The organism is Micromonospora sp. CNZ299, assembly GCF_002754415.1.
Genome location: NZ_PEFG01000001.1, coordinates 2,600,293 through 2,613,675, shown reverse-complemented (window position 1 = coordinate 2,613,675; position 13,383 = coordinate 2,600,293). Strand labels below are relative to the sequence as shown.

Here is a 13,383-nt window from a genome sequence, read left to right as displayed (position 1 = left end):
AGGCCGCGCACCCGGGTTTCCGCTGAACCGTCGCGAGTAGATCAGGGGCCACCGGGCCGCCGGCCCAGGGGGCGCAGGTGGGGTGGCGCTCCTTTGGAGCTGAATCGCCTACGACATCACCGCCACGGGTCCTCTCGCCTGATTCGTTTGCGGCATCAGCTCCATAGGCACCGCAGATACTCAGCCCCGCCCACGCCCACGCTGGCGGTCATGGGACTCCGAGCGGCTCACCCCCGGGACGGACCGGCGATCCACCCCCCTGGCCCCGATCAACAGGGCCCTGGTCGTCGCCTACCGGGGTTCAACGTCGGCGTCCTCGCGGTGGCGAGCCCGCTGAGCGCCAGGGACGTCGGTGCCGGGCTCGGGGCAACGGCCCGGGGTTGGGTCGACGATCGACCCGACCCCGGGCTCCGGTCATCTGATGGAGAACTCCGCCAGCCGCAGCGGGGAGTCGAACACCAGGTACACGTCCTGCTTGCCGGCGGCCCCGGCCAACTCGGTGCTGGTGCTGACGTACCGGTAGTCGTCGCCGGTGCTGGGCACGGTGGCCGTGCCGAGCAGTCGGCCGGTGGGTGACCCCAACCGGACCTCGACGGTGCCCGCTCCCGCACCGGCCCTGGCGACACTCGCGGTGAAGGTCCGCGCGCCGGGACGCAACGCCGAACCGTCGAAGGAGATCCACTGACCGGCGGCGGTGGCCCCGACGGCCGTACCCCGGACCTTCGTCTCGTCGACGAGCCGGACCCCGGCATACCGGTCGAAGTTCTCCGCCCGGGTGGGCCGGGACAGGTCCCGGGCCGGGATCGTCTCACCGCGCACCCGCACCGCGGCCCGGGCCCGGATGTCCTGCGCGGACGCCCCGACCATCAGGTCGTAGGTGGACGACTCGACCACCCACCGGCTGCGGGTGACGTCCCAGTGCGCCAGGTCGGCGGCGGGCAGTCGGAGCGTCACGGTCCGGGTCTGCCCGGGCGCGAGTTGCACCCGCTGGAACGCCTTGAGCTGGCGGATCGGGGTCTTGTCCCGCGAGGTGCGCTGATGGGTGTAGAGCTGGACCACCTCGGAGCCGGCCCGGGCGCCGGCGTTGGTCACGTCGACGCTGACCGCGATCGTGCCGTCGGCCGCGACCGAGTGGGCACCGGTACGCAGCTGGCCGTACCGGAAACGGGTGTACGACAGCCCGTGGCCGAACGGGTAGAGCGGCTTCGCGCGGTTGTACAGGTAGGTCTGGCCGGACGAGATGATGTCGTACTCCAGCAGGTCCGGTGGCAGTTGTGAGTCCGAGCGGTACCAGGTCTGGGTGAGCCGGCCGGACGGGTTGCGGTCACCGAAGAGGACGTCGGCGACAGCGTGCCCGGTCTCGGCGCCCGCGTGGGTGGTCCAGACGATGGCCGGAACGTGCTCCTGCTCCCAATTCAAGGTGACCGGATAGCTGGTCTGAAGCACCAGCACCGTACGCGGATTGGCCTTGGTCACGGCCTTGACCAGCGCCTCCTGGCCGGCGCTCAGGGCCGTGGAGGTCCGGTCGTGTGCCTCGCGGCCGTTGATGAACGGGTTGCTGCCGACCACCAGCACGGCGGTGTCGGCCGCCTTGGCCGCCGCCACGGCCCGGTCGATCCCGCTGCTGACCACCTCACGACTGAAGTGGGTCGCGTCGGCCGCTGTCGACGCGCCGAGCGTGAGGGCACCGTCCGCACCGACCGTCACGTACCGGTCGGGGCCGAACCAGCTCTCCTTCGTCTCGTAGCCGACGTAGCGCAGCGCCACCGTGCCGTCGGCCTGCGGCTCCAGCTTGAACTGCTGCTGGACGTACCAGCCGTTCGGCTGCTCGTCGCGGGTGAGGAACGGCCCCCAGTTGTAGCCGAGATAGCGGCCGTTGGCGGCGTTTCGCAGGGTCACCACGTCCTGGCCCCAGTCCACCACGTCGAACTGGGCGGCGAGTTCGGCGCTGGCACCGGTGGCGGCGACCGGGTCGGCGTCGGTGGTGCCGGTGGCCGTGACGTACCGGCCGGTCGCCGGGTCCTTCAGGGCAATCCGGTCCGACCCGTCGAGCCCGCTCACACTGGCGGAGTCGCCCAGTCGCTCGCGGATGCCGTCGAGCGCAGTCACCTGATAGGGCAGATCGCCGCCGTACCAGTCGGAGTAGAGGGTGTCGGCCAGCGGCCCGAGCACTGCCACCTTGCGGGTCCGGGCGGGGTCCAGTGGAAGCGCCTGGCGCGTGTTCTTCAGCAGCACCATGGCCTCACCGGCGGCCTGGCGGGCGAGTCGTCGGTGTTCGGGGCTGTTGATGACGTCCGGGGTGATGCCCCCGAACCGGCCCCCGCCCGGGTCGAACTCACCCAGCCGGAACCGCACGTTCAGGGTCTCCCGGATCCGGGCGTCGATGTCCCCCTCGGTGAGCAGACCGGTGGCCAGCGCCTGCTTGATGGCGGTGACGGTCGGCTGCGCGTTGGTGTCGTCGGTGATGAAGCTGTTCAGGCCGGCCTTGACGATCGCGGCGTTGCCCTCGGGGAGGGTCGCGTAGTAGCCCTGGGAGCCGATGAGGTTGTTCGGCGCCCAGGCGTCCGTGACGTTGAGCAAGGGCTGGTCGGTCCATCCGCGGACCACGGTGGCCAGGTCCGGATCCACTGTGGCCGGACGACCGTTGACCAGGTTGTACGACGCCATCACCCCGGTCGCCGCGTCGGCGGCGATGGCCGGTTCGAAGGCGGCGCGGTCGTACTCGTTGAGCACCCGTGGGGGCACGTTCGACGAGGTCACGTCACGCCGGACCTCGTTGTTGTAGGCCAGGTAGTGCTTGAGGGTCGGCGCGCTCTTCAGGTGGTCCGGGTCCCCGCCGGTCATCCCCGAGCCGTACGCGGTGGAGATGGCAGCGGTGAGCATCGGGTCCTCGGAGTAGCCCTCCTCGTTGCGGCCCCACCGGGGGTCACGCAGCAGGTTGACCACCGGTGCCCAGAGGTTGAGGCCCCAGACCCGGGGGTTCTGCGCGTGGTAGCCGCGCGCCTCGTCGCCGACGGCGGAGCCGACCTGCCGGATCAGGTCGGTGTTCCAGGTGCTCGCCATGCCCACCGGTTGCGGGAAGACGGTGCCGCGAGCCTTGACGACCGCGCCGTTGTTGTCGATGTCGGTCGACCAGGCGACGCCGTGCAGGGCCTCGGTGCCGGTCTTGAACAGGCCGATTCCCAGCCGGGGGATGGCTGGCTGGTACTGGTGCAGCATCGAGATCTTCTCGTCCTGCGTGAGCCGCCCGAGCAGGTCGTCGACCCGGGCGCTCACGGGCAGATGCGGATCCCGGAACGGGTAGGTGGGTTCGGCGAGCGCGGTGCCGGGAGCCGCCGGTAGGGCCAGCAGGGTGAGCGCGAGCACGGTGAAACCGCGCCGAAGGCGCCGGTTGCGCATGTGGATCTCCTCGTGTCGTTCGGCAGACGCCCAGCGGGGCGCCGAGACCGACGTGACCAGGCTCGACACCCGGCTGACGGGCCTGAACGACGGGTCGTCGAAGCGCTTCGACGATGTGGCCGCGTCATCACGGCCAGGATTGTGGTGATCCCCGCAACCATAGATGCGCGCCTATCGGCGGGGCAAGGCCGGCCGATCGGCGGACCTCGGCCAGGCGCCTCCGGGCGCCGGCAACGTGCCGTCCGCCGCTGAGCCAGGCCTCCGGGAGGACAAGCTCCCCGGGCCAGCCCAGCACGTCGTGCGCGGCGTACCAGCCGCTCATCTGCTCGGCGGTGAACTCGCTGACCTGCGGGCGCGTGAGGTGCCGGTGCAGGGCCTCGGGCAGGGACACGTCGAGGTAGCAGAACAGCGACGGCCCCCGGTGACCGTCGCGCAGATCCGTGAGCATGCTCCGGTAGAGGCTGGCATGCAGGATGCCCTCCAACACCACGTGGTAGCCGTGATCGAGAGCGAACCGCACGGTCTGCCCGATCAGCGCCGGAGCCGCACCGCCGGGCCGGTCCCGCTCACGCAACACGATGCGACGCAGGTAGTCCTGCTCGACCAGCGCACAGCCCCGGCCGTGCCGACGCCGCAGTTCTCTGGCGATGCTGGTCTTGCCCGAGCCGGAGTTGCCTCGAACGCAGACCAGGATCGTGCCCGGGCTGCCGGTCGGGACGGAGTCGGTGGCCACGGTGCCCCTCCTTCAGCCGGGTGCTCGGTGGCCTCGTTTGTCCACGATACGCACGACATTCGCGGCAGACGCACAGCACGGTCCGGTGCGGTAGCAGCCCCGCGTCGCATGCGGTTGTGTGCATGGTGCCGGTCTCGCTCAGGCCCTGCCGCGCGGTCCGGGGGTGCCCATGGTCAAGCAGTCGGCCGTGGGCACCCGCGATTCGACGGTCCGCTATGGCTGCGGCTGGCGGTACTTGTTCTCGACCAGGGTCGCGGCGACGTCGCGGAGCTTTCGGTTGCTGTCCTGGGACATCTTGCTCAGAATGCTGAACGCCTCGTCGGGGCTGCAGCGTTGCTCCGCTATCACGATGCCCTTGGCCTGTTCGATCACCGCCCGGGATTCCATGGCTGCCTGCATGTGCTGCGCCAGGGTGGCCGTCGCGTCGTACAGGTGGGCGTTGGCAAGCGCGACCGCGGCGTAGCCGGAGAAGGTCTGGGCGAGCACGACCGCCTCGTCGTCGAACGCGCCGGGTTTGGTGGAGTACATGTTGAGCGCGCCGGTGACCGCCTCCTGGACTGGGAGGCCGACCGACAGCGAGCTGCGTACGCCGGCGTCGAGGGCTGCTGGCGTGTAGTGCGGCCAGCGTTCTTCGCGGGTCAGGTCGGGCACCGACACGACAGCGGTGGTGGCGGCCGCCTCCAGGCAGGGGCCGCCGCCCTGTTCGTACTGCCGTTCGTCAAGGTTCGCGGCGAGGTCGCCGGTGAACGCCGCGGTGTGCGCGTTCCTGCCCCGGATCAGGGTCACCGACGCCTCGTCGACCCCGGCGATGGTCCGTTTGGCGAGGTTCGCGACCTGTTGCAGGACACCTTCGAGGTCGGTCTCGTCCAGTTTGATCCGGCCGAGCTCGGCGAAGGCGTGCGTGGGGTCCAGGGGTTGTTGATCGGCCACGGATGAAGTCCCTTGAAAAGGGCACATCAGCTTGAATCCGCTGGACAAGCCGATGCGCAGGTCGCTGTAGGCTTCCCATGGCGTTGGGGAGCCGGGACCTGCGCCGCTTGTTTGACGCTGGGCTCGTCGATGCAATCTTTTGCGTCGACCACAGACCTGGGATTGTAATAGTCGGAAACCGATGACCCCTGCACGCCCTTACGTGCTACTTACCGCGTTACTCTGCACACGGTGGGTCAACGGAACCGCCTCCACCAGTCACTCAGCCGCTCTGATTTCTGGCGGTCTGCGTGACTCCTTCCTGCCGCAACTCCAGGACGCGATGGTGGTCGTCGGGCTGCACGAACCGGACCTCCAGATCGAGTCCCGGATGCAGGTAGCGACCGCCCGGCTCCGCCAGCAGGACGACCGGCTCCTGGCCGGCAGCGGAGAAGGTCAGATGGCCGCCGCTGACCGCGATGTCGATCGGGTAGTCGTCGCGTAGGACGTAACGGCCCGCCACATCACCAAGTGGTTCGGCGGTGACACCGGTGGCGTAGCGACGGTCGGCAGCGGCACGGATGCTGGCCAGCAGCTCCCACCCATCCTCGGAGTTGGTCAGCACCGCGACCGCGGTGCCGCTGTCGGGCCAGACGTAGGAGAAGCAGGTATAGCCGACGTTCTGCCCGGTGTGCCCGAACCGTCGGCAACCGGCGGGGTCGGCCAGCTCGGTGCCGAGCCCGTAGACACCGCCGGGGATCTGCGGTGACCACATTTCGGTGGCCAGGTCGCGGCTGAGCAGCTTCGAATCCCCGGAGGCCGCCCGGGCGATCTCAAGGTCGAGCCGGAGCAGGTCGGTCGGGGTGCTCCACAGCCCGGCTGCCGCCGTCTCCGGCTGCACTCGCCAACCGCCGGGCACCCCGGCGCCGCCCCCATGATGGCCACGAGCCACCCGATGCGGTCGCTGGTGCGGAAACTGCTGGTCGAAGCTGCTGTCGGCCATGGCCACCGGGTCCAGGACCGACGATCGCATGAGGTCCTCGAACGGGGTCCGGGTCACGTCCACCATCAACTGCTGGAGCACCGAGTAGTGGCTGCCCGAGTACCGGAAACGGCTACCTGGCAGAAGGGTCGACCGAACCGGCGCAGTGGTCGTGGAGCCGCCGCCTTCCAGGACCTGCAACAGCGACGGGGCGTGATCCGCGGCGTAGCCGCGATACCAGGTGTCGGACAGACCGGCGGTGTGCGCCAGCAGTTGTCGTACCGTCACACGAGTTCGCTGACCCGCGCGGTCGAGCAGTTGCCACGAGGTGAGGTACTCGCTGATGTCGACGTCCAGATCCAGCACACCGTCCTGGACCAGCAGCAACGCGCCGAACGCGGCGACATGCTTACTGATCGAACAGGCCGCGAACGCGGTGCCCGCGGTCACCGGCGTCGACGCCTCACCACCCGTGACGCCGTAGCCGGTCGCCCACACCCGCCCGCTCACGTGCCCGACAGCGATGCTGACCCCCGGCACCTGGTAGATGCGCATCAGATCGGACAGCGCCGCCGTGTCCGGCGAGAGCCGCCCGGAAGACACGTGCCGGTCAAGCTGACCCAGCAACAGGGCCCATTCCTGCGACAGATCCACATCCTCCACGGCGTCGATTCTTGACCACCAGTGCTGCCCGATCAACGCAGCGCCGCCTGGTCTGCCCCCTCACCCAGCACCGTGCGCCGCTCGGTTCAGGTGTGCAGCGTCCGGCCTGGGCTGTGGCCGTAGGCTCGGCGGTAATCGGTGCTGAAGCGTCCTGGATGCGTGAAGCCCCAGCGCGCCGCGATTGCCGCCACCGTCGCTCCGGCACCCGGATCGGCGGCTTGCAGGTCCCGGTGGGCACGGTCCAGGCGGACTTGGCGCACATACTGCGACGGGGTCATGTCACGATGCCGGCGGAACGCGTTCTGTAGGGCACGGACGCCCACGCGGGCCTCGGCAGCCAGATCGGTCACGGTGACCTCGCGGTCGGCGTGCGCCTCGGCGTACGCCATGGCCCGCCGTAGGGTCGCCGGTGCGACCGGGTGCGCTCCGGAACTCTGGTCGCCGTCCTGGGTGGCATTGGAAAAGGTGGCCAGTGCCGCTGTGGCCAGCAGTCGGCGTAGTTGGGCGACGATCAGGCGGTTGCTGGCAACCTCCGGCACGGACCGCACTGACCGCCACACGTACGACACGGTCTGTGACCAGTGGCGGGCCAACGCGTCGGTCCTCGGCCGGCCGTCGCCGAAGCGAAGATCCGCCGCGTCGAGGCCGACTTCCTGGGCGGCGTCCTCGACCAGCGATCGCGGCACACGTACCGTCAGGACGTCCACCCCGCGGAACGTGACGATCAGCGGGCGGTCCGGGGGTTGGAGCACGACTCCACCGGCCTTGACGGGAAAGCGGTCACGGCCGTCCTCCATGACGAAGTGCCCGTCGAGCATCACGTTGATGTTCAGGTCGGCGCTGGGCTCGGTCCGGACCAGGGTGCCCACCGAATAATGCAGGCGCTGCACCGTCAGATCGTCCAGACTGGCCACACTGGTGTCCAGCAGGGCACCCTCGGGTCCTGGCTTGCTGAACCGCACCTGAAGGTCCACGAGCGCGGTGCGGAAGAAGTCGTGTGCCTCCTCGACGTCAGTCGTCCGGTAGTGCTGTAGATGGGACTGGTTGACGGCGTTCAGGTCGCCCACGATGACCCCCGGCAGGCTCCGACTGGTGCTGGCTGACATGGCCTGCTCAGTCCAGGATGCCCCAGGCTCGCGTACCAAAACCCGACGATTCAGGGGCATGGCCAGTTGGCCATGCCCCTGAATCTTGCTGGTGCGCCGCCAGGGACTCGAACCCCGAACCCGCGGATTAAGAGTCCGCTGCTCTGCCAGTTGAGCTAGCGGCGCTCGCCGGCAACGGGACGAGACGGTAGCACGCCCCGGACGCCACCCCGAACAAGGCGGGTCCGCCTCACCGCAGCGTCAGCGTGACCTGCCCGGTCGCGACACCGGACGGGTCCACCACCAGGGAGTACGTGCCAGAGGCCGGCAGCACTGTCGGCGCGATGTCGCCGGCCCCGTTGACCACACAGCCACTGGTGATGGGGCTGCCATCGGGGGCGCGTAGCTCCAGCACGCCGCACTGGTCGGGTAGGTCCGAGGCGGTCGCGGTCAGCCTCACCGACGTGCCGGCGTTGGCGGTGAACCGGTGCGGACTGTAGGGGCGCGACGGCCGGTCTCCGCACGCTCTGTCGGGGACCGGTCCCAGCCGGGGCGCGGTGGCCGTGTCCAGCAGTCCGCCAGGCCCGGTTGATCAAGCGGGTACGCTCGTTACCGCTGCATGCTGCGCTGCCCGGCACCAAAACGGCGCCGAACGGCCGGCTCGGCCGCGAGCCGCAGTGGATCCGAGGAACCTCGCGCCGCTCCAGGGGGAAGCAACCAGGTGAGCACCCATTCGATGTTGTTGTTCGTGCTCGCCGCTGTCGCGGTCATCGTCGTCGTGCGGTGGGTGGCGGCCCGCACCGGTCTGCCGGCCGCGGCGCTTCTGCCGCTCATCGGCATCGCGTACGCGTTGCTCCCCGGTCCCAACGTCGGCCTTGATCCCGACCTTGTGCTCATGATCGTGCTGCCGCCGTTGCTCTACAGCGCCGCACTGGACTCCTCGCTGTTGGACATCCGCCGGAACCTCCGCATCGTGGTCAGCCTGTCCGTGGTGCTGGTGCTCCTCACCGGGGTGTTGGTCGGCATCGGTTTCCACCTGTTCGTCGCCGGGGCGACGCTCGCTGCCGGGATCGCGGTCGGCGCCGCCGTCGCGCCGCCCGACCCGGTGGCCGCCCTGGCGGTGGGCCGCCGGGTCAACCTGCCACCGAAGATAGTCACGATCATTCAGGGCGAGGGGCTGCTCAACGACGCCACCGCGCTGACGATGCTCAGCGTCGCGGTGGCCGCCGCCGTGGGTGGCGAGTTCTCGTTCCCGTCCGCCGTTGGCCAGTTCATGCTGGCGGCGGTCGGCGGGGTCGCCGTGGGGGCGGCAGTCGCCTGGCTGGTACGTCTGGCCCGACCGTTCACCGCGGACCCACTGTTGTCGAACGCCATCTCGCTCGCGACACCGTTCGTGGCCTACCTGTTGGGCGAGGAACTGCACGTCTCCGGGGTGCTCGCCGTGGTGATCGCCGGGCTGATCGTCGGCCACAAGACGCCCCAGCTCACCTCGGGCGCCGCCCGGCTGCAGACCAGCGCGGTGTGGCGGCTGGTCGACTTCCTCCTCGAAGGCTTCGTCTTCCTGCTGATCGGCCAGCAGCTTCCCGAAGTCGTCAAGGGCCTGCGTCAGTACGACACGTCGACCATCGTCATCGCCGTCGCGGTGTCGGTCGGCGTGGTGCTCCTGCTGCGCCCCGCGTGGCTGGTGATGACCCAGTCCCTCCCCCGGTCGTTGCACACCCGGCTGGGTGGCATTTCCGAGCAGGACGACCCGGACGAACCCGGGACTGCCCGGCAGATCGAGCGCGCTGACCGCAACGCCCGCCGACTCACCTCCCGCGAAGTGGTGGCACTGAGCTGGTCCGGCACCCGTGGCGTGATCAGCCTGGCCGCGATCTTCACCCTGCCGCTGACCACCAACAGCGGCGCACCCTTTCCCGACCGTGACCTCCTGCTGTTCTGCACCTTCGTGGTCGTCCTGGTGACACTCGTCGGGCAGGGCATGACGTTCGCGCCGCTCGTGCGGATGCTGGGCCTGCGCGCCAACGAAACAGACCAGGCCCGCGTACGCAACGAGGCCCGCTCGGCGGCGGTCGAGGCCGCCCTGGCCCGCCTCGACGAGGTTGCCGCTGCGGAGCCGGACAGCGCGGTGGCCGTCAACACCATCCGTACGCAGCTGCTGGCCCGACTGGCGCGCTACCGCGGGCGGCTGGACCTTCTGGAGCAGAGCGGCTCCGAGATGCCCACCTCACCGGAGTACGAGACGGCGCTTCGTGTCCGGCGGACAACCATTGACGCGCAGCGCGAGGAACTCGTGCGCTGGCGCGACTCCGGCCGGCTGCCGGATGAGGAGCTCCGCGTTCTGGAACGGGAACTCGATCACGAGGAGCTGCTGCTCCCGAAGCGGACCTCCAGCTGACCTGCCTCGCCAGTGCGGTGGACCCCACTGGCGAGGCAACAGTCGCTACCTCACCGCGCCAACTGGCGCAGGATCACCGGATCCTTGATCTTCTTGTCGGCGGCCAGCAGCAACGCCTTGCTGATGATTTCGCCGAGCCGGCTGTCACCCTCGAAGGGCAGGTACATCTCCGGCTGCTTCGCCTTCGCCGAGTCGGGGATGATGCACAGATACCGGTCCTCCGGGGCGATCAGGATGTTGCCCGAGCCGCAGTGAATGCGGTAGGTGTGCAGATCACCCCGCACTTCGAGGAACCGGTCGGTGAACGTGCACCGGTTGGCTATCGCCAGCCGGGGAACCAGCTCGGCCAGCACCTTCCGGCGCGTCTGAGCGGTCGGGGTGAGGTCGCCGAAGCTGTTCTGCGACCAGTAGTCGCGGTACCGGCCCTGGGGACCACCGTCGTACCAGTTCGGGTCGTTGCCCACCCCGGCCGCGGCAACGAACAGGTCGACGTCGCGCATCACCTCGCTCAGCACGACCGCCGGAACCTCCTCCAGCGGCACCGGCGTGCGTTCCCCCCGGAGGAACACCAGTTGGTCGGTCCCCATCGTGTCGAACATCAGGTCGTCGCCCTGATCCTCGATCCCGGCGATGTGCAGCACGGCGCGCAGCTCCCAGTCCGGAAGAGCCAGCCAGGGGTCCTGGTAGCTGGCGCCGTCGTTGCGGTGTCGAACGTGCGACCAGCCGCGCCGGGACAGCAGCGCGATGAGACGGTGCTGGCGCACGATGTGCGCGGCGAAGCGGTTGGAGTACGTGCCGGTGGCCCGCTCCGCGTCGGTCAGCAGGTACTGCTCGCGGTGCGCCTGCTTGAACGGCTGGGTGATCGTGTGCCGGGCCAGGAAGTCCCGCCAGGCCAGGACCGTGGTCGGATCGTCGACCGGGTGCCACAGCCGCACCGTGGCGTCGCCAGCGGGCTCGAACACCGTGTCGTCCACGGTCCGCAGGGCGTCGCCGCCCCAGCAGCAGGCAACGCCGTCGACGGTCCAGATCAGCCGTCGGGCCAGGGTCCGGGCCAGCGGGTGGTCCAGGAACCGTTCCCTCCACTGCTCGACGGTCCACGCGCGGTCGCGCCGCAGCAGGCCCTCCAGGCGATCGCGGGTCCCGATCAGCGTCGCGCCGATGTCCGCGACTGTCGCCTTCAGCTCCTTCAACTCCTCGCCGTGGTCCTTGCGCACCTGAGGCGGAGGAGCCTTGACCACCTTGCCGTCGGAGTTGCGCCACACCACTGTGGCGTCGACGCCGCGCACCGCGACCTCGTACGAGCTGTCACCCAGCTTGTCCGCGAGTGGCAGCCCGAAGCCGGGCAGCGCCATCTCCTCGACGTCCTCACGGCCGATGCCGAGCGCCTCGGCGTGCTTGGTCAGGCCCTTCTCGACGATGCGGAGCGTGCTCTTGTAGGTCAGCCGCGACGCCAGCCGGGCCAGCTGCGCGAGGGCGGCGGGGTGATCGGTGTCGACGAGCACCGCGACCGCGACGTTCGCCAGCTTCGGGCTCGACGGACCGTGCCCGGGAACCTTGCGGGCGGCCCGTTCCGCGATCTGGCCGAGACTGCGCAGGGTCTCCTCCGACGGCGGGCACATCGCTCGCGCCCAGAGCAGGCCCCACAGCACCCCGACGTTGTGCCGGTCGACCAACCGGGGCGGGTAATCGTCGACGTGACCGGGGCAGCACGTGGTCATGCGCAGCGGCAGACTGCGCGGCAGACCCACCAGCGGAAGCCAGTCGTCGAGCCGCTCGGTGAACTCGTCGACGCCGACCGCGTCGAGCAGAACCCGGGCGCTCTTCTGCCAGGCGGCCGTCGGCCGCGCCTTGTCCGCGCCGAGCAGGCAGTGGGCAAGCAACGTCTGCCACCCGGATCGTCGCCCATCCGGCATCGCCTCGATGTCCGCGACGGCCCGGTCAGCCCACTGCTCACCGACGTTGACGAGCGGCCACATCGCCAGGTCGTCCTCACCCATGAGGGAGTATGCGCGCTCGATCCGCGTCCGACGCCACGTCGCCAGCGCCGCCGGATGCGCACGCCCGGCGAGGTGCTCGGCCTGTAGCGACTCCCGGGTGAAGCTCACCAGCGACGTGCTCCACCGACCGAATCCCAGCCACGCCTGACCGCCCAGCCGGTCCAGCCAGACGGCGCCGTTCAGCCCACCGCCCGAGAGCAGAACACGGATGAACATGGACAGCCCATCCCGGTCCTGCCCGGGCACGACCAACGCGTCGAACACCCTCTGCCGGACCTGCACCGGTTGCGCGGCCAGGATCTGCTCAACCCGCTCCCACATCTCGCGGCAGGCGGCCCCCCATGAGGATTCGCTGGTGATGTTGTGGTGGCGTGGCAGGCTTCCGATCACCGTCATCGCCGCGGCGACACGACGCTCGTGATCCGCCTCGGCGCCGTCCAGGGCCGCGATGGCGGAGCTGAGCAGCTCCGCCTGGCGCGTGGCCTCCGGCAACAACTCGATCTGCGGCGAAGCAAGGTCGTAGGGGCCGTTCGGATCGTTGAGCGCGGCGAGCAGCGTCCGGCTCGTGCTGGCCGGCGCCCAGCCGCACACCACGGCCACCTGATCGACGAAGTCCCGCCGACCATGTGCGTTGAGGGTGTTCTCGCTCCGCTCGCACCATCCCCTGACGGTGTCCACCACGTCGCGCAGTGCCAGCTCCGGATCGAACGTGTCCATCAGCCACCCACCAGCGGGACGAGCTTGAGGAACGTGACGCGGGAGCCCGCGTGCAGGTGGACCTTGTCGTCCAGGCTGGTGACCTGACGGTCGTCGACCAGCACCACGAAACCGTTGCGGCCGAACGCCTCGAGCGTCGCCCGGGTCCGTTCCTCCGGATCGACGCCCGCGCCGGACTCGGCGACTTCCAGGACCACTCGCCGGCGGATCAGCTCGTCGAGACGGACTGTCTCGTCGAAGATTTCCATTGTCCACTCGGCAACGCTCGGCCCACCGGTCGCTTCATCGGCGATTGTGATCATCGGCATGACGGAGACCGTAGCGTGGACCCCGGACATGCTGTGTGGCGCGGAAGCGATCAGCGCCGCCACCTGGAACGCCTGTCGTCGGCCGACCGCCGGAGCCGCGTACCGTCAGGGCGTTTCGACGGTGACGACGCCAGTTTGTGTGACCTGGACGGGTGCCAACCAATCTCCCACGGTGTACGGCGATTTTTCGTG

The 13,383-nt window shown here is 69.6% G+C and carries 9 protein-coding genes and 1 tRNA gene; 1 reads left to right on the top strand and 9 read right to left on the bottom strand.

Annotated features, from left to right (window positions below; genetic code table 11):
- Positions 1–414 precede the first annotated feature (414 nt).
- The 7 genes from CLT68_RS12475 to CLT68_RS12445 form a co-directional block, all read right to left on the bottom strand.
- Positions 415–3,399 (bottom strand): glycoside hydrolase family 3 protein, encoded by a 2,985-nt coding sequence (locus tag CLT68_RS12475; RefSeq protein ID WP_099857083.1) that lies wholly within the window; start codon positions 3,397–3,399, stop codon positions 415–417.
- Positions 3,400–3,526: 127 nt separating this feature from the next.
- Positions 3,527–4,132 (bottom strand): kinase, encoded by a 606-nt coding sequence (locus tag CLT68_RS12470; protein WP_099851005.1) that lies wholly within the window; start codon positions 4,130–4,132, stop codon positions 3,527–3,529.
- Positions 4,133–4,345: 213 nt separating this feature from the next.
- Entirely contained in the window at positions 4,346–5,062 is a 717-nt protein-coding gene (locus CLT68_RS12465) for a GAF and ANTAR domain-containing protein (RefSeq protein WP_486482154.1), read from the bottom strand.
- A gap of 262 nt (positions 5,063–5,324) precedes the next feature.
- On the bottom strand, positions 5,325–6,686 hold the full coding sequence (locus CLT68_RS12460) for a serine hydrolase domain-containing protein (protein WP_099851001.1): 1,362 nt from the start codon (positions 6,684–6,686) through the stop codon (positions 5,325–5,327).
- Positions 6,687–6,772: 86 nt separating this feature from the next.
- A complete protein-coding gene (locus CLT68_RS12455) occupies positions 6,773–7,792 on the bottom strand; it encodes an AraC family transcriptional regulator (RefSeq protein WP_158240879.1) in 1,020 nt (339 codons plus the stop codon).
- 89 nt (positions 7,793–7,881) lie between these two features.
- Positions 7,882–7,957: transfer RNA gene (locus tag CLT68_RS12450), tRNA-Lys, on the bottom strand.
- Between the two features lie 64 nt (positions 7,958–8,021).
- The gene (locus CLT68_RS12445; protein ID WP_486482153.1) at positions 8,022–8,231 is read right to left on the bottom strand and encodes a hypothetical protein; all 210 of its coding nucleotides are present in this window, start codon (positions 8,229–8,231) and stop codon (positions 8,022–8,024) included.
- Positions 8,232–8,507: 276 nt separating this feature from the next.
- Here CLT68_RS12445 and CLT68_RS12440 point away from each other — a divergent pair, with 276 nt between their 5' ends.
- Entirely contained in the window at positions 8,508–10,169 is a 1,662-nt protein-coding gene (locus CLT68_RS12440) for a Na+/H+ antiporter (protein ID WP_199177217.1), read from the top strand.
- Between the two features lie 50 nt (positions 10,170–10,219).
- On the opposite strand, the gene CLT68_RS12435 is transcribed toward CLT68_RS12440, so the two are convergent.
- Positions 10,220–12,883 carry a DUF4132 domain-containing protein gene (locus tag CLT68_RS12435; RefSeq protein WP_099850995.1) on the bottom strand — a complete coding sequence of 888 codons (2,664 nt, stop codon included), beginning with the start codon at positions 12,881–12,883 and terminating at the stop codon, positions 10,220–10,222.
- Complete coding sequence (locus tag CLT68_RS12430; RefSeq protein WP_486482152.1) at positions 12,883–13,254, bottom strand: hypothetical protein; 372 nt, start codon at positions 13,252–13,254, stop codon at positions 12,883–12,885. The genes CLT68_RS12435 and CLT68_RS12430 overlap by 1 nt, the downstream gene beginning before the upstream one ends.
- Between the last annotated feature and the right edge of the window lie 129 nt (positions 13,255–13,383).